Raw genomic sequence first — 22,718 nt, forward strand, 5'->3', positions numbered from 1 at the left:
TTCCGCTGCTTCATAAATTGTAACAGTTTGTAAGAGATGCCGCAATACAAGGTGTAACAGCCACATTTTTCATATATACGCACAAGAGCCCTATTCGCTATAAGCGAATAGGGGCTCGGTTTAAATTTCTTAAGTCCTGACTAACTCTCGAGGCCCTTTATACTTAGAGCATAACTGGCATCATCGTATCTTAGCCCTGTTCAATCAGTCCATATTTACCATCATCACGTTTGTAAACTACGCTAACTTCCGAGGTGTCGATATTGGAAAACACAAAGAAATTATGTCCTACCATGTTCATTTGAAGAATCGCTTCTTCCACATCCATCGGCTTCATCGTAAAGCGTTTGTTCCTAACCACTTCTAAATCATCATAATCTTGTTCTTCTACAGCAACAGCGGCACTAGCTCCATCCACAAACAGCGTTTTGAGTCCCTCTTGACGGAACTTCCGATTCAGCTTCGTTTTGTGTTTGCGAATTTGACGTTCCAGCTTGTCCACAACGGCGTCTATGGAAGCATACATGTCATCGCTGCGATCTTCCGCACGAAGCGTCACGCCAGCAAGCGGAATGGTTACTTCCACCGTATGAAGGCCGCGAACTACGCCAAGCGTCACAGCCCCTTCAGAGGTAGGGGGTGCTTCGAAATACTTCTCAAGTTTGCTGAGCTTCTTATCAACATACTCTCTCAAAGCGTCGGTCACGTCAATTTGTTGACCTCGAATGGTGAATTGCATGGCCACTCCTCCTTTAGTTACACCTTCATTATACCAAATTGTAAGCGCTAAGTAAAAAGCAATTCCTTACAGCCCTTACATTTAGATAACAAATGTTGTCATAGCGTTCACAAATAAAACAAGTCCGGTGAGAGCAACCAATCGCCCTACCGGACCAAAAGTAAACCTGTCGTTATTATAGTACGGATCCCACTCTTATATTCTCCGAATGAAATCACATAAGGTCAGGCTATTTGGTATGAATTTGAATGATTTCTACAGGAGACCATTGAGAACCCGATCCTGCAATAACATATACCTTATAGGCAGTATTTGCTGCTAAACCAGTTAGGGTCTGTGTACGTTTTACACCAGGAGTAAACGTAAGTGTGTCAGTCCATGGAGCAGCCAGTGCAGTACCGCTACCATTTTGGCCTAAAGCAATCTGTGCTGCAGTAGGTGCCTTCTCATTTGCTGGCAATACTACATATCTAACTGGTGTTGTAGTGCCACCTGTCGTACCATATTTAATATATACATCTGCTGTAACTGTACTAACTTGTCCTGGCTCAAAAAGCGAAATCGAGCTAGCAGTAGCTTGAGCAGTAGTCAACCGAACTGTCGTTACAGTAGACAAGTTACCAGCTGCATCCGCAAGCGTGATATATGTTGCATATTCTGTACCAGGATTCAATCCGTAAACAGAGAATGTAACCGTTGTGTTAGCTACAGTCGCAACACTACCATGGATACCACTTGCAGTCCCGTTACTAATTTGTCCTTTTTCCACCTGCAATGCAGTTGGAGCAATTACATCAGCATTATAAGGAGCTACAACATAGTATACTGCACCAGTTACGGAAGGTGTCAGGTATACATCCGCTGTGACCGAACCAACATTACCGTAGGTTGCCCCACTTACTGTTGGCGCTGTGCTACTTCCGCCGCCACCGTTACCACCGCCAGAACCTCCGCCAGTACTACCACCTGGAGCAGCAGTTGGGGTTGGTGTAGCTGTTGGTGTCGGAGTAGCCGTTGGAGTTGGTGTAGGTGTTACACCACCACCTGTGCCACTACCAGGATAATAGATAGCTGAAGTATTGATAATACCTACAGCCTCGGCACGTGTTAACGATCTCTTAGGACCGAAGGTTCCATCTGGATAACCGTTAACAATCTTCTTTTCCACTGCGGCTGCTACAGCACCTTTTGCCCATGCTGCAATTTGTGCATTGTCTTTAAATTTGTTCGAAGTTGTATTGGTGCTCAATTTAAGTAATTTTGCAGTAATTACAGCTGCTTCTTCTCTTGTAAGCGGATTATTAGGACGGAACGTATTATCCTCGTATCCTCCGATATATCCAGCTTCCACGGCTTTAGCCACTTCACTGTAATTCCAGTTTGTGCTCTTCATGTCTTTGAAAGTTACTGTTGCTTTAGTTGTAAACCCTAACAGGCGATTTACCATAGTCACATACTCACCACGCGTAATTGCTTTGTTTGGTTTTACCGTTCCATCTGGGTAGCCTCCAAGGTAACCTCTATCTAGCCATTCCTGCAGCTGACCTTGCGCCCAGTGGCCTTGAATATCCTTAGGTACAGCTGCAGCAGATACGCTGCCGAGAGACCCCAATAACATACTAGTACCTAATATTCCGGTCATAAGACCGCGCCACATCTTCTTCATCCTGCTAATCACCCTCCTAATTGTTTTGATAGCTTAGGCTATATTGAATTTCTTCGTGAATGTAGTAACCTAGGCTAACATAGTGTGTGTCGAGGTAAGATAAACAGCTCAACGTATATCTATTACCCACCTTTTGCAGAGTTCTAACATTTTCCATAAAATGAATTTACAAAATAGGCTATTTTCTTTACTAGGATTGGCTATACTAGACACATATGAACGCACAAAAAAAGGATCTTGGAAGATTCCAAGATCCTTGCTAGCGCTGTCTAAATTGCTAACCATCTACTTATATGTAGTTCGGCTTCGCCGGATGATTATAATTTGATTACGTTAGCTGCTTGTGGTCCACGTGCACCTTCAACGATATCGAATTCTACGGATTGACCTTCATCCAATGTCTTGAAACCATCAGTTTGAATCGCGGAAAAGTGTACGAATACGTCGCCACCGTCTGCAGTCTCGATAAAACCATAACCTTTTTCTGCGTTAAACCATTTTACTTTACCTTCCATTGATTAAACATTCCCTTCGTCATCAGATGAACGTGAGTCTTGCTCACAATTCGACTATACCACCGTAACTTCTTTATTGTCAATTGGAAAAGAAAATGTTTACATTCAATAATTTACCACGTAAAATAAACTATTAAATTTTCCATAAACAAGAAATAGATTCGGTACAATGATCAAAAAAAGGAGCAGACGGTATTTAATACCCGTCTACTCCTATAGTGAAACACTGATAAATTATTTTTTGCGATCCATAAGGAAACTGTCTGGGGTGTAGGCGGCCTCATAGGCGTTGCGTTGTGTTTTGGCCTGTTCTCTCTGTTGAAGCCACTTAGCTGCCTCACTTTTAAGTTGTTGCATTCTTGCAATTATCATAGGATCGGCTTCCAACAACTCTCGTAACTGATGCTGCTCGATTACACCGATCGACTGTTTTCTTACCTGCTGTTCGAGCTGATCTATCAAATTTTGACGTTGTTCGACGAAATCATTTAATTCTTCATATGAACAATTATCTAGTCTATTAATAATATCTTGAGTAATCTTGTTTAACTCTAAGATACAATTATCCATGGGCCTTCTCGTGTGCTGGTACCAGCTTTGACGCCTCCAACCAAGTTAAGCGGAACTCAGTCAAATACTGTAACGCCTCTTCTGCAGGAACCTTGTCTTTCTTCACATTCGCCTGAATCAACAAATGATTTATATATTCGTATAGATCATACAAACTTTTAGATATGTCATAGGTAGGATCCAGTGTTGACATCAATTCACTAACAATTGTCTGCGCTTTACCCAGGTTAATGTTTGTCTTTTGATAGTCAACTGAATCGATTCCTTCCATACCCGCCCTTACAAATCTAATCGCTCCATCAAATAACATAATCAGTAACTGTGAGGGGGTCGATGTTTTTACCGATGACTGACGGTATTTTTCATAAGGAGAATTTATCATTTGTGTCACCCTTTACTTAAAAGTCCATTTTTAATCCTTTTCATTCTATTACATTAAGTTTATAGGCATTAATAACTACTACCCCGTATTCAATAGTTACGAGGGAACTAGTATTTAGTTTATATATCGGCATTTGATCAATGTTATTGCAGTCTTTTTCCGAATAATCTCAAGAATTTGTTAATACTGGTTAAACCTCGAGTAATGTTTGTATCTTCTCTGTTATATATCTATTATATATCTATTAAAAAATGCTGCTGTGCCCAACAACTTTGTTTAAATTTACATCTAATAGATCCGTCCATTTCTCTATAAACAACCATTCCACTCTCAATGTTCTTTTCATAAACTGATGCACCAATCCCTACTGAAACTCTATCGCCAATTATACAATTACCAACGATTGAGGAATAAGGCAGTAACGATACACCTTTCCCCAGCTTCGGATAGATCCCATTTTGAGCCCCAACCGTACTACCTTGCCCAACAACTAAGAAATCGGAATATTCAGCCTTGCCCAGCACCGTTCCCACAGTGTGAAAGAGCAAAAAAATATTTGGTAAATTCGTATCGTACATACAACTAAATCCATGAAGTGCTTTATTAATATAAAAAATTTTATTAGCTAATGTCGTATTTCCACTTTCTTTCCATACGGTATTCGACAAGAACCAAAGAAATATAGTGTATTGATCAGAATGCAGATGATTGAGGAATGTAGTACCATTTTTCCTGTAAGACTCCAAAGCTATCTTGGAAAAACAATACTCTGTACGATCTAAGGCAAGATCAAATAGAGAGTTCCCAACTTCTTGAAAATGGACTATTTGTTTGTCTGGAAAAAAATGATTAAGTTGAGCTGATGTATACTCTTTAAAGTTATATAAAGGGAGGGATAGTTCTATTAGAATCGCTCCTTTCCATTAACATGTTTTAAAAGGTGAATTTTTTCAATCATTCCAAGAGTCAATATTTATTAGCTCTATATTTAAATGCTGCTGTACAATTATCTGTTTAATTTCTTCCAAATAATTAGGATTCATTACAATTACCGTTGATAACTCTTTGTCTTGTAATACGTTAATACCAACTATTTCATGACCTGTTCCAGGTAAATATTTGCCTACTTTATTTGGATTCACATCTATTACACAATTAATATACTTCAAATCTGGATCAATTAAATTCAAAAAGGTTACACCTTTGGCACCTGCACCCCAGATCGCAATTTCACCCTTTCCAGAATGCTGAGCGAGACGATCCTGTACTTTCTGCTTCCATTCCCTCTCATGCTGAGAAAACTGCATACTATTTGTTACAATATCCATTATAGATGTGAAATCATCGAATTTCTCACTAGTCTCCACAAGCCTAGCCTCTAACCACATATATTGACCATTAAATAGATGTTCAATATTCACTACTTCAAATCCAGCTAATTCAAATGCTTTAGCTAGAGAACTCTTATTGAAATAAGAACAATGTTCATAGAAAAAATCAAACATTACTTTATTATTAAAAATCCATTCTACACATGGTGTTTCAAAAAAGACTCTAGCATTAGGAGAATGAATTAGTGCCTTTCTAATTGTCTTTAGTAAAACTAGTGGCTCCGAAATATGTTCTATAACATGCCGGCAAATAACAACATCCGCCTTTATATGAACACACTCTTCATCGTACAACCTCTTCTCGAATCTCAATTTCCCATCTAGCTCCAATTCAGGTCCAATATAACTCGGATCAAATCCATATCCATAATTATTGCCAGCTTCAACTATTTTTCTTAGAAAAATACCTTTTCCACAACCTACTTCTACAACATTTAGATTTCTTACGCCGTTTTTATTAACAAGGCTAGAAGTAAGTTCATTTAAATACTTTTCAAAATACAACGAATAGGACTGAGTATTCTCATAATCACTACCATAAACAACCTTATCCGAATCAAAAGAGCTATTATAAACAAAACCACAGTCTATACATTGGAGAATGTTTAGATCACCTTTTACAATCTGCTTTGCGCTCTCTAAGCTATTAATCAATAGATTTTGAAACACTGGTATATTCTCACGAGTTATGATGCTCTTTAGATTTGTTGATTCACATACTGGACAGTTATTTCTCGTCACCATTCTTGCCTCCAAAAAGATAGGATTGCCACCACTCTACGGTTTCATATATTCCTTGTACCAAAGTGACAGAAGGACTCCAGTCAATATTTTCTCTCAACCGTTCTACGTTAGCCAACACAATTTCCGGTTCATCTACTGAAGCTGGGATTACATTAAGCTGAATAAGTTCCTTCTTATTTAGAATATCCGCTATATTACTTACAATTTCATGCAATCTAATTGGCTTACCTGAACCAATGTTAATAGGACCACTAAGCTCACTATCTAATACATTAACTAACGCTTTTGCAGCGTCCTTAACATACAGATAATCACGAATTTGCTGCCCATGTGTACATTTTGCTTGTTCACCTTTTAATAAGGATAAAATAACAGAAGGAACCAGACGAAGTTCATGTTCCCGAGGGCCATACAAATAAAACACCCGTGCCCATGCACTAGAAACTCCATAATGTTTTTGGTACGACATTAACATATGAAATAATGAATTTTTACTAGATCCGTATATACTATTGTAATTAAGAGGAGTCTCAAGCTCACTGCAAATTCCCTGACTCAAATCATATTCGGCACAGGATCCCACACCTACAATCCTCTTTCCTCCTAAAGAACAAAACATATCAAATAGTGATAAGCTCGCTTTTAGCCATTTAAAATTCGCAGACGAATTCCAGTACTGACCTGGTGTAGTGTCCCATGCAAGATGCAAAAGATGCGTAGGAGAATTTATTAGTGTAAACATCTCCCTCATCTGATCGTCATTGAGTAAATCGACCTTCAGCCAAGTAATTTTATCGGTGTTTTTTTTGTTTACAAGACTTGACGTAATTGCATAGATTTGATCCTCTTTTACTGCCAACTCATTTAGTACATGACTTCCTATAAATCCATTTGCACCAGTTACGATAATTTTTTTCATTGCTTATACCTATCATAATTCAAATCTTTTTCAGAAATTATTCTATCATTTTCTTCTTTCGGCCATACTATATTAAAGTCCGGGTCATTCCATTTTATTCCGCGCGCGTACTCATCTTTATAAACTTGGCCCATCTGATAAAATACTTCAGTATCATCAGATAAAGTTTGAAATCCGTGTGCGAAACCCTTGGGTATATAAAGCATTTTATAATTAGTCTCTGATAATTCTATACCAAACCATTGTTTATAGGTCGGTGAGTTAGGCCTAATATCAACGATAACATCATAAATGGAACCTTTAGTACAGCGAACTAATTTTGTTTCTTCATAAGGAAATGCCTGATAGTGTAAGCCCCTTAAGGTTCCCTTTTTTTTATTATATGAAATATTGCACTGTACAAAAGAGTTTTCCAATCCTCGACTCGCGAATTCTTCATGACACCAAGATCTTGCAAAATGCCCCCGCGAATCAGTTAATAACTGCAATTCTATTAGATAGGATCCAGCTAATGTAGTTTCTGTAAAGTGCATTTAATCTGCCTCCATTTACCCTGTTGCTATACATTTCAATCCCCATCTGGATCTATAGTTATTGAAAGTTTTTCTTCTTCATCATAATATTTCGTATGAATATAACTCCCTGTGATTCCCTGATTATTCAATAATAGATACCTCCGGTACTGGTATGATCCATTTACCGCCCCATTCACGGATAAAAGAGGTCTGTTCCATGATCTCCTCTTTCAAATTCCAAGGTAGAATAAATACATAATCTGGTTTAGTCAACTTCAACTGATCTGGCGAAGAAATAGGAATCCTCGATCCTGGAAGAAAAGCTCCCTGTTTGTATGGACTTCGATCCACTGTATAATCCAAATAGTCACGATCAATACCACAATAATTAATTAAGGTATTTCCTTTAGCTGGGGCACCGTACCCTACAATAGTGCTCCCCTGATTCTTAAGGTCAATAAGAAAACTCATAATCTGTCTCTTTAATTGAACTACCTTTGTATAGAACCCTGTATACGTCTCTACATTTCTCATACCATATACTAATTCTTTTTCCAGCATTTCATAAACAGCCGGACTGATCGCAAGTTCTTTATTTTCTGAATGACATGCATAAATTCTTATAGAACCACCATGAGTCTCCAACTGCTCAACGTCATAGATCGAAAGATTGTGCTTAGCAAAAAGTCGACTAACAGTCGTAAATGAAAAATAGGAATAATGTTCGTGATATATAGTATCAAACTGTTTATGTTCTAAGAGCTGAAGCAAATGAGGGAATTCCATCGTTATAGTCCCTTGGGGCTGTAATAGAATTTGCATTCCTTCGACAAAATCATTTAAGTCAGGAACATGGGCAAGTACATTATTACCGAGCAAGAGATCTGCCATCTTCCCTGCTTCCCTTAGGCTTTTTGCTAATTTAGTTCCGAAAAAATTTATCGAAGTATCGATCCCTTTTTCAATAGCGGATTTCGCAACATTTGCTGCAGGCTCGATCCCTAATACAGAGATCCCTTTTTCCTTAAAATACTGTAATAGATAACCATCGTTACTAGCAATTTCAATTACACGTGTCTCACTTGTATAACGATACCGTTCTATCATTTGTTCAACATAAATGCGGCAATGATTTAACCAACTATCCGAATAGCTGCTGAAATAAGCGTACTCACTAAATATATGTTCTGGAGACTCAAATTCCTCTACCTGAACCAAAAAGCAGTGATCACAAACATAAGTTCTTAATGGATACATGTATTCCATCTGATTTATAGATTTCACATAAGAATTTGCCAAAGGGGAAATCCCCAAATCTAGAAAAGTGGTCTTTAGTTCTGTACCACAAAAACGACATATTCTGGTTGACATTTATTCATATCCCCTTATGTTATGAAAGTCTAGCAGCTTTTATTTTTTCATAGTTACTTATTTGTCTTAACGTTAAATCATTAAGACTATTACTCATATAGTTTGTATACCAATCCATCGTCCATTCAATTGATTGTTTAACAGGCAACTTTATACCCCAATTTAACAGTTTTTCAGCCTTCTCACTATTGAGGACCAGCGTTTTAGCTTCATATGGCTGAGTATCGGATTCATATAACACCTCTAATTTATTCCCAAGATATTTGTTACATTCTTCAATGAGCTGAGCAACAGATATAATTGAGGATTCACCAGGGCCAAAATTCCACGATCCTATATACTTTTCTCCTGATTCCCACATTTTTTGGGCTAACAACAAATACCCATTCAAACAATCCAATACATGCTGCCAAGGTCGGATAGCTTGGGGATATCTGATATTTAATGGTTGTTTATTAGTAATAGAACGAATCATATCTGGAATAATACGATCAGCAGCCCAATCGCCACCACCTATAACATTTCCCGCTCTAGCAGATGACAATAATTTACTAATATTCCTATAGAATGATCTTTCATAGGCGGTTGTAACAATCTCAGAACATGCCTTACTCGCACTATAAGGATCAGAACCACCAACAGGATTATTCTCTATAAACCCCAGTAAAGAGTTACTACTGTTTTCGTAGCATTTATCTGTGGTTACATTAATAACTATTCGGACTGATTCAGTATGCCTAGCTGCTTCTAACAAATGAACCGTACCCATAACATTAGTAGAGAATGTAGCAATTGGCTTAATATATGACTCTCTTACTAAAGGTTGCGCAGCAAGATGGAAGATGATCTCAGGTTGAATCTTTTGAATAAATGATTGTAGCCGTTCGTAATCCAATATATCACCATACATAGAGTCCATATTTTTTGAAACTTGAGCAATTTCATATAAATGTGGCTCACTCACTGGTAAAGAACTACTGTATCCGTATACGTCAGCTCCTAAATGCTGAAGCCATAACGATAACCAACTACCCTTGAAGCCTGTATGTCCTGTAATAAGTACTCTCTTGGAGTCCCAAAAATTAGTTTGCATCAATTACCACACTTTCCAAGGAGCAGTCCCTGTGTTCCACATTTCTTCTAGCTTGTTCTTATCTCTTAGAGTGTCCATTGGCTGCCAGAATCCCTCATGCATAAAGGCTGATAGTTCTCCAGATTTCGCCAACATCTCCATAGGTTCTTCTTCCCACGTTGTATTATCACCACTTATTAATTCAAAAACCTCTGGTTCAAGGACAAAAAATCCCCCGTTAATCCAGTTTCCATCTCCCATTGGTTTTTCCTGAAATCCTATAATTTCATTTTTCTTAAACTCAAACGCCCCAAACCTTCCCGGTGGCCGAACCGCTGTTACTGTTGAGAGATTTTTTTTATTTTTATGAAATTCTACAAGTTCTAATATATTAACGTCACAAAGACCATCTCCATATGTAAAGCAGAAAGTTTCATCACCAACATACTGTTGGACTTTCTTTAGCCTTCCTCCCGTTAGGGTTTGTTCACCTGTGTCAACTAATGTCACTTTCCAAGATTCCGAGTTATTTTTATGAACTTGCATTTCATTAGTTGTGAAATCGAATGTAACATCCGATGTATGCATATAATAATTCGCAAAAAACTCCTTTATTAAATATCCTTTATAACCCAGGCATATAATAAATTCATTAATTCCATAGCTCGAATATACTTTCATAATATGCCAAAGCATTGGAGCCCCACCAATCTCCACCATTGGCTTGGGCTTAACTACTGTTTCTTCGCTCAATCTTGTGCCTAGCCCACCTGCTAATATAACTGCTTTCACCCGCTAAACATCCCTTCTAAGGATAATCTCCAATTCCACCCCAGAGGAATTGTCTTTACCTGTGACCTTATAATAAGAAATCGTCAGACCAGTATTTTGAAGTAACTCGATATCCCTATTCATAATAGTTTCGTTAAATTCAGTATAGCTCAAACATAACGCTAATTGCCCTCCATGATTAAGCTTACTACTCAATCTCTCGATGACGAGAGGATGATCGTTCAATTTAATCGAATCATATTCGAAAATAATATAATCAAAACTCTTAGCTTGTAGTTTAATATCAATATGATCAATTTCCCCTATAATGTAGTGATCTGAAACCGTCATGATATCTTGCAAGTATTTCTGATCCAAACAGTAATTTGTTATATGCACATCAGAAATTCCCTTTTCGCGTAACATATTTTTCAATTGCAGTGGATTAGCACCACACTTAGTGTTCACACCCAAAATCGAGGCATTGGTACATGATAATTTAACTGATACCTGATTAAGAAGTCGTGGATTAAAGGCAGCATCAACCCATGAGTCCAGATTATACTTTTCTATAAAAATATTTCTGCTTATACTCATGGAATTATTGTTAATTTGATCATCGCGGACCGTAACAGAACCAAAGTGATAAGTAAACGTGTCTTTACAATATATCAATTTATAACCTGCTCTTCGTATACGAAAACTAATATCATCATCGGCAAATTCTCCATAATAAAACCCTGGATCATAATAACCAATATCTCTTAGCAATTCTGTTCTTACCATAAGTACACATGGGAGCAGCCTTACCCTTTCTTCCCATTTACGAGGATCTGAATGGTTGTAGCGTTCTGCGAATTGAATCATTTCCTCAATATTGTTATATTCACCATTAATTTGCTGTAGATTACTTATCGTGCTAGCCCCAGGTGACACATAGCCTATTCTCTCATCTGACTCTATACATATTAATAAGTTTTCTAACCACCTAGGGGTAAAAATAAAATCATTACATACACAAGCTGTATATTTACCTTCGGCAACTTTCATTCCTTCATTAAATCCATTAGAAACACCTACGTTTTTAATTAGATGAAGTGGTTTTACCGAGGGTAATGAATCAAAATATTGTTTGGTTTCATCTGTTGAGCCATTGTTTACAAGAATTAACTCATAACTAACATTTTGCGTATACTCCAATATACTCTCCACACATAATTTTGTGTAGCTCAACTTGTTATACGCTAGGACAACAATGCTCACAAGAGGCCTTTCGGTTAACGAACTTACATGTCTATTATCTTCAATAAAATCTTCAATTATATTAACTAGTTCAGCCTCACTAGCTACTCTTAGTGCTTGACCAAAATAATAATTAGATTGGACTAAGTTATGGCGCAACTTGTGTATATATCCGAGATTAAAAAGTAAATCTACGTATTCAGAATCAATAAGCAATCCTTCCAATAAGTAACCTTCAGCTTCTTGTAGATTATTTTCCGCTACAGCTATAGAAGCCCTAATCGTATACAATTCAATATCTTCACCTTCATTACTCTTCTGTTCAAACTCGGATAGTAGTCTCTTAGCGTCACTTATCTTTCCAATTTCAATAAGTTCTTGAATCTGCTGTTTCTCCATACTTTGGTTTTCTCCATTCATTGCTTGATGTTATCTGATAATCACGAGTGTTTTACTGAAAAAATATACAAGGCAGCCCAGAGGTTAGGCTTAAACGATATCCGGATAACATCGTCCTGCTAACATCAGGTCTGCCCAGTTTAATTAATAATAGATTGAATCGGTTATATTACCCTGATATAAAATTAGTCAAGCTTGTTGATTGTGCATTATACTTGCTCATTGCTTGTTCCATGGCAGCATACTGTTTATAGTATCTTGTCTCTAGATCATTCATACGTTGAGTCATATCATCAATCCGTTTATTATAATTCTTCAACATATCTCCCATAATACTATTTGTTTTAAACACATCTGTAACACTCGTTGAAAATTTAGATGTACCAACTTTGTCAACTAGCTTTTGAAGCTGTCCATCAATTTTAGTGGAAATTTGTGAGAATATACCTTTTTGCTCACCCGAACCTTGAAATAACTGAGTAACAAAGGTAGGATTGTTCTCCAATATTTTGTTCAGGTCATCTTCACTTTTAAGAACTAATTTACCGCCTTCGAAATACTGACCAGTATCGATTCCCATTTTACTAAGGTCACCCAAATTTGCAGAAATAATCTCACGCATACTTGCGACCGTTGCCGCCAGAATTGTATCGTTTTTAAGAAGACCACTTTTAGCCTTTGCATCCCAGTTTTTGATATCATCCTCTGACATTTCTTTTCTTTGTTCATCCGTTAGAGGAGGGAAGTCTCTATAAGTTTTCTCACTAGTTTTTTTATTCATCAATTCAATTAACTCATTGTAGTCATTTATAAATGATTTAATTGATTCAATTGCTTTGGTAGGTTCCACCTGAACTGATATTTTAGATGAAGTCGCTTCAGTTGAAGTACTTAAAAGCGAGATGCTTATTCCGTTAATACTAGTTTTATTACCATCGAATTCCACTTTTTGAAAGGAAGCTTCACCTTCAGATTTAACATGTATAATTCCTTTTTTTCCATCAGTTATACTTAATGTATCCGTAGGTGCTGCATTGAACAAACTCAATAAATTCCCACCTACAGCACCAATCTGTTTGTCACCATATTCTTTTGCAGAGAGAATCAATTTACCTGTCAGTTCATCAAAACTTGCAACTACATTCGCTTTTTTTTCACCTGCATCAGCATTAATTCTCGATAAAACCTGAGATATTGAATAATCCTTGTTAAAGATAAATTCAGCATCACCAATTGTTAATGTATAATTGCCTTGTGCATCGGCATTACTTGTTCCTCCTGGCAAGGCACTTAACAGAGTACTTGATTTATACCCGTTGGCATAACTACCTGTTATACCTGTAGTAGTGATCGTAGTACGCGTAGAAAGTTGTTCTACATACAGTTCCATAGGAACAGGTGTTGCATCTGCATTCGCCTTCGCACTGATAGCAGTACTATTTCCAGTTAATACTGCTTTTTGAGGATTCATCTCTTCGCCCTTATTATATTTAGCTAATTTATTTATTTTGAAATCCACCAGTTTGCTATTGATCTCACGATAACTTTCTCTCTGCCATTCAAAGGTTTGCTTCTGCTGTTTAAGCTTATCCAGTGGAGCCCTTTTGGCCGTCATAATCTCCTTAACAATTGAATCAATATCCATACCGGATCCAAATCCAAAAACCCGCATCTTTAAACCTCCTCTTTATACTTTTTCATCTACTAATATCCCAGCGATCTCCATCATCTTAGCCACTAAATCCAGCGTTTTTTCTGGAGGTATCTCACGTATAAGTTGACCTGTTTCCTTGTTAATTACCTTCACCATAATAGCATGTGTTTTTTCATGAACACTGATTTCTAAGGATGTAGAGGGTCCCTCCAGTGCTTTAACAGCCCTATCTATATTACGTATCAGTTGCTCTTGTCCTACCGGAATCTGAACCCCCTGCTTCTCCAGAACAGATAGTTTCTCTCCACTCTTCACTGCGTTTACTAATCTAGTGTCCTGGTTTTGAATATTACGTTCACTAACCTGGCGCTGATCAATAACAGAATTATCATATTTGTTACTGGTCAAGGAAAATTGCAGATTCATAGAACAACCTCCGATGCATATTTATATTATTTTTATCGGTTAAATATTCAAAATATTAAGAGTACATCAATACGAGAATTTAAATCACCCACAAAGATCTAGGAAATTTAATCTTAATGCTATCTATCGTTCTAGACATACCAACACGATCGTTCATTTTTTCATATAATCTATAACATCTTTCATAAGAACCGTAATCTGGCGCTAACTCTAAAAGCTTGGAATAAAAAAGCTGGGCATCCTCCATATAGTTGCAGGAAAGACACAAATCGCCTAATAATCGTATAATCTCTACATTATTAGGATTTTTTTTAAATAGCTTAACAAAAAGATCAATAGCAACCTCATTGAAGCCATAAGATATCAAGAGACTGTAGCTATTAATTTTACTCTTCAAAGAAGTCTCCGCAATATATTCTAATAGGGTCTGCAAACACTCATATTCCTGAAGTTTAAGTAAATGAGAGGCAATATCCCCAAGAATTTTTTCTGTATAGGAAGTCATTTTATTAGATGAAATCACTTCTTTTCTTATTATTTTTCTAAAGAGTTTTTCTTCCTTTTCACTGAAGTTTAGATGAGGCTTAGCCAGATTAAATAATTCCTCATTATCTAATACAAACGACAGTAAAAGAATGTCTACTGCATTTTCTTGCTGTATATCATCCATACCCAACCACATATCTTTAGCTTTAATATATTTCTTGTCATATTGCATTGCCGAAGCTGCAACATTCGGTTGAGCAGTAATGCTATACATTGATATGAATCTATTCAATAAAGGATGTCGTAACCCATACAGAACGTCTAGTAAAAGCTGTAAATCATTAATATTCGATATGTTGTACAGCTGTGTAATGTTCTGATACACATCGTCTAGTGGTATATTAGATTTAGTCACAATCTCAAAGTACTTACTCAATCCAGGCGCAAAAGTCTTTTTCTCCTGCAGAACCTCTACTATATATTTATAACTTTCATCTAATTGATTTTGATCTTCATATAGTTCTGCTAATACGAATCGACTCATGTAGCCCCCGGTTCCTTCTGTAACATTCACACCAAGGTCTACGCCAAACTCTAAACATGATTTAAGAGTTATTTCAGCATCTTTAATATAACCTGCATTCATGAATATTTTACCATGCATATAGTGCATATCTGTCTCAAGTGGATAAACTTTCACTGCATCATTTAAAATTCTCAAGCTATCATCATATTGATTGAGTTCACCTAAGCAATAACTCAGTTTAGTAATAAGTTCAGGTAAAAACAGACGTCCAGAACTTAGTGGATAGGCTCTCTGAAAATATTCAATTGCTTTTGCATTTTCATTAATAGATAAATAAGTTTTTCCCATATTATACAAATTGTAAGCTCCAGGATTTTCCTCAACTTCTTGTAACATAAGGGGTAAATTCCGTTTAGTTTTTTCCTTTTCCTGCATAATTTCATCAGTGTAACCAGTATGATGAATAATCACTTCTCCATATTGGCTTTTATAATTCGTTTCAGCATCCAATACGTTTAAATGTTCATGTAGACGGTTATTGTAGTGTAATCCTCTATTGTTTGCAAAGAGTCGTACCGCAGTATGAGTAAAAGCCCTGCCATAGGAAACATCATTATATATTCTCAATAAAAAATAGTCATACTCAGGCTTTATATCTTTCTGCAAATCTGCATCTGACTCCAGGTACTCGTCTGCATCCAGTACCAAAATATATTCTGAAGTAGCATATTTTAATGATTCATTCCGAGCAGCTGCAAAATCATCAACCCATTTAAAATGGTGAATCTTCGTAGTATATTCTTCTGCTATTAATAGAGTTCCATCCGTTGACCCGGTATCAACAATTACGATTTCTGACACTTTATCTTTTACACTCTCAAGACATCTTTTCAGATATTTTTCTTCATTTTTTACAATCATGCATAAAGTAATTGTCTTATCCATATTATTATCCTCTCAAACTCTTAAATTCTGTTATCTTATATATCGGCCTTGTCATTATCAAACATTAGAATAATAGAAAAAAGGGACCCCATATGGAGTCCCTTTTTTCTATCATTCTGCCTACTATTAACGAAGCAATTGAAGAACTGCTTGAGGTTGTTGATTAGCTTGAGCCAACATCGCTTGAGCAGCTTGGGCAAGAATATTGTTCTTAGTTTGATTCATCATTTCTTTAGCCATGTCTACGTCACGAATACGAGATTCAGCTGCGGATAAATTTTCAGAAGTTGTTCCTAAGTTATTAATTGTGTGATCCAAACGGTTTTGGTATGCGCCCAATTTAGAACGTTCGCCAGAAACAGTTTCAATTGCGGTGTTGATAACAGTGATTGCAGCATCTGCAGCTGTTTGTGTAGAAATATCAATACCATCTACTGTAGTTGCTCCATTACCAGCGACTGCTGAACTATTGGCTGCTGATGCTCCACTCACCTTAAGTGTCGTAGCATCCATTGCCTTAATGGACAAACTAATATTTTGACCTTTATTGGCACCAATGTGGAATGTAAGATCGGCTGCACTTGTTACACCTGAACCTGTAGCTGCAGAACCGTCTAGCAATTTTTTGGTGTTAAATTCAGTTGTATTAGAAATACGGGTAATTTCTTTAGCCAGTTCATTTACTTCTTTTTGAAGTTCTCCACGATCTGAAGCGGTATTAGTATCATTTGCAGACTGAACAGCCAATTCACGCATACGTTGTAGAATGCTGTGTGTTTCATTCAGTGCGCCCTCAGCCGTTTGAATCAAAGAGATTCCATCTTGTGCGTTTTTAGTAGCCATATCCAAACCACGAATTTGACCACGCATTTTTTCGGAAATTGCCAAGCCTGCAGCATCGTCCCCTGCACGGTTGATACGCAAACCGGAAGATAGTTTCTCAACGGATTTGTTTGTGTTGGCAGTATTTACACCTAGTTGACGGTGAGTGTTCATTGCTGCAATATTGTGATTGATAATCATAATCTTATTTCCTCCCTGAAATTAAATGATTCCACATCCTTGTGGTTATGTTATTCCTTCAAGGTCGGCCGCCCTTCAGGAATAACACTACTACTATTATCGACACATGATGTTACATAGTTTATAGTGACTCAAATATTTCCCTATAATTCAATGAAATCTAATATTTTGAAGAATCACATTTAAAAAAAGGGAAGAGCTTATATAAAGCCCTTCCCTTCAATTCAAATATTAACGAAGCAATTGAAGCACGGCTTGCGGTTGTTGATTAGCTTGAGCCAACATCGCTTGAGCTGCTTGCGCTAGGATGTTGTTCTTAGTTTGGTTCATCATCTCTTTAGCCATGTCCACATCACGAATACGTGATTCAGCTGCGGAAAGGTTCTCGGAAGTCGTTCCCAAGTTATTAATCGTGTGATCCAAACGGTTTTGGTATGCCCCTAATTTGGAACGTTCACCTGATACTGTTTCAATTGCAGTGTTGATAACAGTAATTGCATCATTAGCAGCTGTTTGTGTAGAAATATCAATACCATCACTAGCTAATGCGCCTGCTGTCGAGTTAGTCGCAGCGTTACTTGCTCCACCACCAGCTACTTTTAATGTGAAAGCATCCATAGCATTAATGCTCAAGGAGATATTTTGACCCTTGTTTGCTCCAATATGGAATGTAAGATTCAATCCATCAGTATTTGTACCACCAGTACTAGCAGAACCATCCAACAATTTCTTAGTGTTAAATTCTGTTGTATTAGCGATACGTGTGATTTCTTTTGCTAATTCATTTACTTCTTTTTGAAGTTCGCCACGGTCTGAAGCTGTGTTAGTATCATTCGCAGATTGAACTGACAATTCACGCATACGTTGCAGAATGCTATGAGTCTCATTCAAGGCGCCTTCTGCTGTTTGAATTAATGAGATTCCATCTTGTGCATTCTTAGTAGCCATATCCAAACCGCGAATTTGACCGCGCATTTTTTCGGAAATCGCCAAGCCTGCAGCGTCATCGCCTGCACGGTTAATACGCAAACCGGAAGATAGTTTCTCAACGGATTTGTTTGTGTTGGCAGTATTTACACCTAGTTGACGGTGAGTGTTCATTGCTGCAATATTGTGGTTGATAATCATAATAAATTTCCTCCCTGAAAATAAGTTAATCCACATCCTTGTGGTAATGTTGAACCCTTAAGGTCGGCCGCCCTACCCGTTCAGCATCTACAACTTATATCGACTTGAAGTCACCTATAGTTTAGAGTATTTTAATTTTTTTCGAACTTATTTCTCACAAATCAAAAAACCTGAGTCTGCAATTTGCAGCTCAGGTATACTCGATCACATATTAGTGACTATTCGCTTTACGTAACCGATCCATCAATGCGTTCAAATCAGATTGGACAGGAGCAGCAGATTCCCGGTTAGCTTCCTGAATGGACAGATATATCTCTTTCCGAAAAATATCCACATGCTTAGGTGCGGAGATACCTACCCTTACTGTATCTCCTTCTACACTTAAGATAGTCAGCTCAATTTGATCTTGAATGATGATAGACTCTCCTTTTTTACGAGAAAGTACAAGCATATTAGTCTCCACCCTTTCCATCTTCAACAGATTTCTCTGATAATAAGGTATGCTTGGTGAGATAGGATGATTTGTGAAGAACGACCTGCTTGCCCTTTCGATTACCAGGATTAAGCACAATTGGGGCCAATAAATTAATAGTAGACTTATCAACTTGATCCTTCAATGTAATAATACAACGAACAATAATATCAGATTGGATTTCCAGTTCCTCAGTCTCATCATCAGGTAGTTCAAATTCGTAAGATGGATAAAAGGCAAAGGGATCTCCAAGCAAAAATGATAACTCCTTTTCTTTCATAGATTGCAAATACCAGAAAGGAGTATCTTCCATAGCAATTAATGCAAAATCAGTTTCTTCATCAAAACCGGGGATTCCTTTATTGAAATGATATACCTGTTCTTCAGTTACTTCAAGTTTACCCCAAGACAGTGTTTCTATAATCAAAATTACCCACTCCTTTAACAAAAATCAACTTCCCCCGAAGACGAACAGTTTAATCTCAATTGCTCTGTTAGCATTACTTATAGCAATATTCTTTCACCGACCTAGCATGAAGAAACTAACTTTTTCAAAAAATTCTATTATAGTAAAGACAACAGACCGTCTTCCAAAGACGGTCTGTCCAAGTTGCTACGGCATCTCATATTACATCTGAGCATCCACTTCTGGAGGAATAAATCTCAAAGATGCATATTGCTGCATATAGATATCCAGTTTACCACGAGTATATTCTATTTCCGGACGATGAATGTTTACCTGAATATTTACCTTGCTAGGCGAAAATTCGATTTGAGGCGCTCTAGTTTTCACACGCACATCGACATTGTCAAAGGATGCCGGACCACGCATTTCAGGAAACGAATTGGGTTCAGTATCAGTACCATACACTTCAGCAATTGAGTTACCAGGTTTAAAAAATTCTGCCATTTGATTTCCCTGTTCTACTTTCCTTGCGATTCCTTGAAGATATAGTTGCTGGATACCAGAATAAATTCGTTTGTTCATTTCGAGCATATTACCACCATTATATGCCGCCCAAGCTCGAGATTGATCAATAGAAAGCTCAGGTTTAAACGTTTGGATATCCCATTTCCCCGCTGTTGTAGATATATTAACTTCCGCTTTAGGCTGAGTAATAGAAAAAGCACCCAAGTCTGCATCAATACCAATAACTGCGGGAGTCTGACGAATTTGCAATATCGGCTGCAGCAACGAGAAGCACCTCCGTTATCTTATAAAATCCACCAAAGTTGTAGATATAATCTTTGCACCTACTGACAAAGAGGCATTGTATATATTCTCTTGGATTTTCGACTGCATAATCAATCCCTCGTAATCCGCATCCTCTGTCTTAGCTTGCAGATCCGTCAGATTGACATTCAAGTCACTTAAGCGCTCCTGCATGAGTTCCACTCGATTGGTTTTGGCACCAATTTCAGAACGGGCCGTCAAGATGGTTTCCATACGCGTGTCGATGTTATCTAATTGACCCGATATGGCTCCAAGATCACCAGCCTTTAATCCCGCAGAAATACTATTAATGATTGTATACAGATTATCTGAATCTCCCGTATTACCGAATACATCATTACCGGTCATACTAATCGGCATACGTACACCTTCACCGACAATAAATTGAATCTGCCCAGGATCCGTAGTAACCGGCTTAGACACATCATAGGTACCATCTGCACCTTTAGCAAAATCATAAGGTTTGGTGGAGTATTGCTCACCATTAAAGATATATTTACCGTTCAGTGTACTGTTAGCGATATCCACAAGCTGCTCTTTTAGCTGCATCACTTCTTCATTAATACTATCAAGCGCGGACTGCGGATTAGTTCCTGTCGCTGCTTGTACGGACAGTTCGCGAATCTTTTGAACAACATCTCCGGCCTGTCCTAGAACTGTATCATTATAATCAAGCCATGAAAGTGCGCTATCTACATTTTTAGTATATTGTTCGTTGGATGAAAGCTCCGCACGATAGCGAAGGGAATATGTGATCCCTACCGGATCATCAGAAGGTTTGTTGATCTTGCGTCCGCTGGAAAGCTGTAACTGTGTATCGTTCATCGTACGTGCATTGCGATTTAGGTTAAGCAGAAGCTGTGAATTCATCATGTTAGAGGTTACTCTCAACATACGCTATATCTCCTTTTATCTGCCGACTGTGCCGGTGGAATTGATCAATTTGTCGAGCAGTTCATCAAAAGTAGTCATAAAACGCGCTGCGGCACTATAAGCATGCTGGAATACTAGCATATTCGACATTTCTTCATCTAGGGATACACCGCTGACTGATTGACGACGGGAGTTAACTTGCTCTACGAGATAATCTGAGTTATCCGTCTGACGTGCAGCCTCTTGGGATTGAATACCAAGTTGACCAACCATAGAGCTGAAAAGCCCACCAACAGTGTTGCTCACACTACCGTCTGGCTTAGTAAATTTACTATCCTTCAGGTTCGTCAATAGAAGCGCCAAGGTGTTATTTCCTTTAACGACTTGCGTATTTCCATTCGCATCAACAGTTGTACGAAGCGAAGTTGCAAATAGATTTACGTCAGCTGCAATTTCCGGATTCAGTTTGATCGTTCCAGCCTCACCTGATGTTACAAAGAAATCGCGTCCGACGCTTCCATCCATCGCGTAACCTAACTTGTGAAGTCCGTTTAACCCTTTGACAATGGTCTTGGCGTCCTCATACATTGTTGCGCCCTTAGGCATGGCCTGACCAGCGGTCAAAGTAACTACGGTACCGTCAGCTTGTGTAATCTTGGCATCACTAGTCAACACTGTGCCCTCAGGAAGATTGGAGCCAGCTGGCACTGTAATTTCAACGTCACCTGTAGCAATAGTGCTCGCCAAATCATTGAGCTGTTTCTTGTAATCGGCAACATAGGTATTATTGGAAAAAATCATTCCGTAAGCCTCGCCGCCCTTCAAAGTTCCGGAGGCATAAGCATTATTAAGAAACGCGCCATCTACGGTTGCAGTTACTTCTCCACCCTCTACGAGAGGTTGTCCACCCAAAGAAATGTTATAACCTGCTTCCGTCTCTACAACAGTAATATTAGCAATCTTGGAGAGCTTGTCCGCCATCAGATCGCGTTGATCACGTAGATCGTTTGCATGATCCCCCATACCCTCAATCTTATAGATCGATTTATTTAGATCTGCGATAGCGGTCAGATAACCCTGAGCTTCTTTTGCCTTAACATCTATATTAGTGGTTAGATCCCGCTCCAGATTATTCAGTTGCGTGCTCATATAGTTCATAGCATCCGTCAAAGATTGTGCAGTTTGCACTACAATCTTACGGGCTGTTGGATCTTCAGGGTTCTTACTTAGATCCGACCACGATTTCCAGAAGTTATCCAAAACTGTACGAATGCCTGTATCCGATGGCTCATTAACGATAGCTTCCAGCTTAGAGAGCGTATCCGCTTGAAGACTCCAGTTGCCGAAAGCAGCGTTCTCACCACGGTACTGATCATCCAGAAACATTTCTCGAATCCGATCGATAGATGAGAATTCCACCCCTGTACCCATTTGACCTGGAACGGTAGATTTTAACAATCCGTACGCTTCAATAGGTAAAGAGGCTTGCATATTAACACGTTGACGAGTATAACCTTCGGTATTCGCATTAGCGATATTGTGTCCAGTTGTATTAAGAGCTGCGGTCTGAGTAAAAAGGCTGCGTCTCGCCGTCTCTATCGAGTGAAATGTGGATGTCATGCTTCTTACTCCTCCTTATGTTCTGCTCTGGCAGA

At 38.1% G+C, this 22,718-nt stretch carries 23 protein-coding genes; all 23 read right to left on the bottom strand.

Features of this window, described 5'->3' with window-relative positions:
* Nucleotides 1-190 precede the first annotated feature (190 nt).
* Entirely contained in the window at nucleotides 191-739 is a 549-nt protein-coding gene (raiA, locus tag MKZ16_RS30280) for a ribosome-associated translation inhibitor RaiA (protein ID WP_076107032.1), read from the bottom strand.
* A 229-nt stretch (nucleotides 740-968) separates the two neighbouring features.
* Complete coding sequence (locus tag MKZ16_RS30285; protein WP_076107030.1) at nucleotides 969-2,405, bottom strand: S-layer homology domain-containing protein; 1,437 nt, start codon at nucleotides 2,403-2,405, stop codon at nucleotides 969-971.
* A gap of 317 nt (nucleotides 2,406-2,722) precedes the next feature.
* Nucleotides 2,723-2,920 (bottom strand): cold shock domain-containing protein, encoded by a 198-nt coding sequence (locus tag MKZ16_RS30290; protein WP_019915069.1) that lies wholly within the window; start codon nucleotides 2,918-2,920, stop codon nucleotides 2,723-2,725.
* Nucleotides 2,921-3,154: 234 nt separating this feature from the next.
* Nucleotides 3,155-3,490 carry a hypothetical protein gene (locus MKZ16_RS30295; protein WP_076107029.1) on the bottom strand — a complete coding sequence of 112 codons (336 nt, stop codon included), beginning with the start codon at nucleotides 3,488-3,490 and terminating at the stop codon, nucleotides 3,155-3,157.
* Complete coding sequence (gene fliS / locus MKZ16_RS30300; RefSeq protein ID WP_076107027.1) at nucleotides 3,483-3,872, bottom strand: flagellar export chaperone FliS; 390 nt, start codon at nucleotides 3,870-3,872, stop codon at nucleotides 3,483-3,485. Before fliS ends, MKZ16_RS30295 begins: the two co-directional genes overlap by 8 nt.
* Nucleotides 3,873-4,105: 233 nt before the next feature.
* On the bottom strand, nucleotides 4,106-4,450 hold the full coding sequence (locus MKZ16_RS30305; protein ID WP_076107026.1) for a hypothetical protein: 345 nt from the start codon (nucleotides 4,448-4,450) through the stop codon (nucleotides 4,106-4,108).
* A 372-nt stretch (nucleotides 4,451-4,822) separates the two neighbouring features.
* Nucleotides 4,823-6,007 carry a class I SAM-dependent methyltransferase gene (locus MKZ16_RS30310; protein ID WP_076107024.1) on the bottom strand — a complete coding sequence of 395 codons (1,185 nt, stop codon included), beginning with the start codon at nucleotides 6,005-6,007 and terminating at the stop codon, nucleotides 4,823-4,825.
* Nucleotides 5,991-6,926 carry an NAD(P)-dependent oxidoreductase gene (locus MKZ16_RS30315; RefSeq protein WP_076107023.1) on the bottom strand — a complete coding sequence of 312 codons (936 nt, stop codon included), beginning with the start codon at nucleotides 6,924-6,926 and terminating at the stop codon, nucleotides 5,991-5,993. Before MKZ16_RS30315 ends, MKZ16_RS30310 begins: the two co-directional genes overlap by 17 nt.
* The gene (gene rfbC / locus MKZ16_RS30320; RefSeq protein WP_076107021.1) at nucleotides 6,923-7,459 is read right to left on the bottom strand and encodes a dTDP-4-dehydrorhamnose 3,5-epimerase; all 537 of its coding nucleotides are present in this window, start codon (nucleotides 7,457-7,459) and stop codon (nucleotides 6,923-6,925) included. Before rfbC ends, MKZ16_RS30315 begins: the two co-directional genes overlap by 4 nt.
* Before the next feature lie 123 nt (nucleotides 7,460-7,582).
* Nucleotides 7,583-8,812 (bottom strand): class I SAM-dependent methyltransferase, encoded by a 1,230-nt coding sequence (locus MKZ16_RS30325; RefSeq protein ID WP_076107020.1) that lies wholly within the window; start codon nucleotides 8,810-8,812, stop codon nucleotides 7,583-7,585.
* 19 nt (nucleotides 8,813-8,831) lie between these two features.
* The gene (gene rfbG / locus MKZ16_RS30330) at nucleotides 8,832-9,905 is read right to left on the bottom strand and encodes a CDP-glucose 4,6-dehydratase (RefSeq protein ID WP_076107117.1); all 1,074 of its coding nucleotides are present in this window, start codon (nucleotides 9,903-9,905) and stop codon (nucleotides 8,832-8,834) included.
* A gap of 3 nt (nucleotides 9,906-9,908) precedes the next feature.
* Nucleotides 9,909-10,676 carry a glucose-1-phosphate cytidylyltransferase gene (gene rfbF, locus MKZ16_RS30335; RefSeq protein WP_076107018.1) on the bottom strand — a complete coding sequence of 256 codons (768 nt, stop codon included), beginning with the start codon at nucleotides 10,674-10,676 and terminating at the stop codon, nucleotides 9,909-9,911.
* 3 nt (nucleotides 10,677-10,679) lie between these two features.
* Nucleotides 10,680-12,296: a glycosyltransferase gene (locus MKZ16_RS30340; RefSeq protein ID WP_076107017.1), complete on the bottom strand. Its 1,617-nt coding sequence runs from the start codon at nucleotides 12,294-12,296 to the stop codon at nucleotides 10,680-10,682.
* A 169-nt stretch (nucleotides 12,297-12,465) separates the two neighbouring features.
* Nucleotides 12,466-13,968, bottom strand: a complete 1,503-nt coding sequence (gene fliD, locus MKZ16_RS30345) for a flagellar filament capping protein FliD (RefSeq protein ID WP_076107015.1) — start codon at nucleotides 13,966-13,968, stop codon at nucleotides 12,466-12,468.
* Between the two features lie 15 nt (nucleotides 13,969-13,983).
* On the bottom strand, nucleotides 13,984-14,376 hold the full coding sequence (locus MKZ16_RS30350; protein ID WP_076107013.1) for a flagellar protein FlaG: 393 nt from the start codon (nucleotides 14,374-14,376) through the stop codon (nucleotides 13,984-13,986).
* Between the two features lie 79 nt (nucleotides 14,377-14,455).
* Nucleotides 14,456-16,333 (bottom strand): glycosyltransferase, encoded by a 1,878-nt coding sequence (locus MKZ16_RS30355; RefSeq protein WP_076107011.1) that lies wholly within the window; start codon nucleotides 16,331-16,333, stop codon nucleotides 14,456-14,458.
* Nucleotides 16,334-16,459: 126 nt separating this feature from the next.
* Nucleotides 16,460-17,356 (bottom strand): flagellin Hag, encoded by an 897-nt coding sequence (gene hag / locus MKZ16_RS30360; protein WP_076107010.1) that lies wholly within the window; start codon nucleotides 17,354-17,356, stop codon nucleotides 16,460-16,462.
* A gap of 231 nt (nucleotides 17,357-17,587) precedes the next feature.
* The gene (gene hag, locus MKZ16_RS30365) at nucleotides 17,588-18,484 is read right to left on the bottom strand and encodes a flagellin Hag (RefSeq protein ID WP_076107008.1); all 897 of its coding nucleotides are present in this window, start codon (nucleotides 18,482-18,484) and stop codon (nucleotides 17,588-17,590) included.
* A gap of 211 nt (nucleotides 18,485-18,695) precedes the next feature.
* Nucleotides 18,696-18,935, bottom strand: a complete 240-nt coding sequence (gene csrA, locus MKZ16_RS30370) for a carbon storage regulator CsrA (RefSeq protein ID WP_076107006.1) — start codon at nucleotides 18,933-18,935, stop codon at nucleotides 18,696-18,698.
* Nucleotide 18,936: 1 nt separating this feature from the next.
* Nucleotides 18,937-19,383: a flagellar assembly protein FliW gene (gene fliW, locus MKZ16_RS30375; protein WP_076107004.1), complete on the bottom strand. Its 447-nt coding sequence runs from the start codon at nucleotides 19,381-19,383 to the stop codon at nucleotides 18,937-18,939.
* 201 nt (nucleotides 19,384-19,584) lie between these two features.
* Nucleotides 19,585-20,151, bottom strand: coding sequence for a DUF6470 family protein (locus MKZ16_RS30380; protein ID WP_076107002.1), 567 nt, complete (start codon nucleotides 20,149-20,151; stop codon nucleotides 19,585-19,587).
* A 15-nt stretch (nucleotides 20,152-20,166) separates the two neighbouring features.
* The gene (gene flgL / locus MKZ16_RS30385; RefSeq protein ID WP_076107000.1) at nucleotides 20,167-21,084 is read right to left on the bottom strand and encodes a flagellar hook-associated protein FlgL; all 918 of its coding nucleotides are present in this window, start codon (nucleotides 21,082-21,084) and stop codon (nucleotides 20,167-20,169) included.
* A 15-nt stretch (nucleotides 21,085-21,099) separates the two neighbouring features.
* Nucleotides 21,100-22,683, bottom strand: a complete 1,584-nt coding sequence (flgK, locus tag MKZ16_RS30390; protein ID WP_076106998.1) for a flagellar hook-associated protein FlgK — start codon at nucleotides 22,681-22,683, stop codon at nucleotides 21,100-21,102.
* Nucleotides 22,684-22,718: the final 35 nt, after the last annotated feature.

Origin of the sequence: Paenibacillus sp. FSL R5-0928, from assembly GCF_037970385.1 — a bacterium.
GTDB classification, from domain to species: domain Bacteria; phylum Bacillota; class Bacilli; order Paenibacillales; family Paenibacillaceae; genus Paenibacillus_AQ; species Paenibacillus_AQ odorifer.

What these genes read in the sequence shown, in the direction of transcription:
- MKZ16_RS30350 (WP_076107013.1), bottom strand. Translation starts at nt 14,376, where the DNA reads ATGAATCTGCAATTTTCCTTGACCAGTAACAAATATGATAATTCTGTT.
- MKZ16_RS30355 (WP_076107011.1), bottom strand. Translation starts at nt 16,333, where the DNA reads ATGGATAAGACAATTACTTTATGCATGATTGTAAAAAATGAAGAAAAA.
- flgK (WP_076106998.1), bottom strand. Translation starts at nt 22,683, where the DNA reads ATGACATCCACATTTCACTCGATAGAGACGGCGAGACGCAGCCTTTTT.
- MKZ16_RS30340 (WP_076107017.1), bottom strand. Translation starts at nt 12,296, where the DNA reads ATGGAGAAACAGCAGATTCAAGAACTTATTGAAATTGGAAAGATAAGT.
- flgL (WP_076107000.1), bottom strand. Translation starts at nt 21,084, where the DNA reads ATGTTGAGAGTAACCTCTAACATGATGAATTCACAGCTTCTGCTTAAC.
- fliS (WP_076107027.1), bottom strand. Translation starts at nt 3,872, where the DNA reads ATGATAAATTCTCCTTATGAAAAATACCGTCAGTCATCGGTAAAAACA.
- MKZ16_RS30305 (WP_076107026.1), bottom strand. Translation starts at nt 4,450, where the DNA reads ATGTACGATACGAATTTACCAAATATTTTTTTGCTCTTTCACACTGTG.
- MKZ16_RS30295 (WP_076107029.1), bottom strand. Translation starts at nt 3,490, where the DNA reads ATGGATAATTGTATCTTAGAGTTAAACAAGATTACTCAAGATATTATT.
- MKZ16_RS30315 (WP_076107023.1), bottom strand. Translation starts at nt 6,926, where the DNA reads ATGAAAAAAATTATCGTAACTGGTGCAAATGGATTTATAGGAAGTCAT.
- MKZ16_RS30290 (WP_019915069.1), bottom strand. Translation starts at nt 2,920, where the DNA reads ATGGAAGGTAAAGTAAAATGGTTTAACGCAGAAAAAGGTTATGGTTTT.
- csrA (WP_076107006.1), bottom strand. Translation starts at nt 18,935, where the DNA reads ATGCTTGTACTTTCTCGTAAAAAAGGAGAGTCTATCATCATTCAAGAT.
- rfbC (WP_076107021.1), bottom strand. Translation starts at nt 7,459, where the DNA reads ATGCACTTTACAGAAACTACATTAGCTGGATCCTATCTAATAGAATTG.
- MKZ16_RS30310 (WP_076107024.1), bottom strand. Translation starts at nt 6,007, where the DNA reads ATGGTGACGAGAAATAACTGTCCAGTATGTGAATCAACAAATCTAAAG.
- MKZ16_RS30285 (WP_076107030.1), bottom strand. Translation starts at nt 2,405, where the DNA reads ATGAAGAAGATGTGGCGCGGTCTTATGACCGGAATATTAGGTACTAGT.
- hag (WP_076107008.1), bottom strand. Translation starts at nt 18,484, where the DNA reads ATGATTATCAACCACAATATTGCAGCAATGAACACTCACCGTCAACTA.
- raiA (WP_076107032.1), bottom strand. Translation starts at nt 739, where the DNA reads ATGCAATTCACCATTCGAGGTCAACAAATTGACGTGACCGACGCTTTG.
- hag (WP_076107010.1), bottom strand. Translation starts at nt 17,356, where the DNA reads ATGATTATCAATCACAATATTGCAGCAATGAACACTCACCGTCAACTA.
- MKZ16_RS30325 (WP_076107020.1), bottom strand. Translation starts at nt 8,812, where the DNA reads ATGTCAACCAGAATATGTCGTTTTTGTGGTACAGAACTAAAGACCACT.
- rfbG (WP_076107117.1), bottom strand. Translation starts at nt 9,905, where the DNA reads ATGCAAACTAATTTTTGGGACTCCAAGAGAGTACTTATTACAGGACAT.
- fliD (WP_076107015.1), bottom strand. Translation starts at nt 13,968, where the DNA reads ATGCGGGTTTTTGGATTTGGATCCGGTATGGATATTGATTCAATTGTT.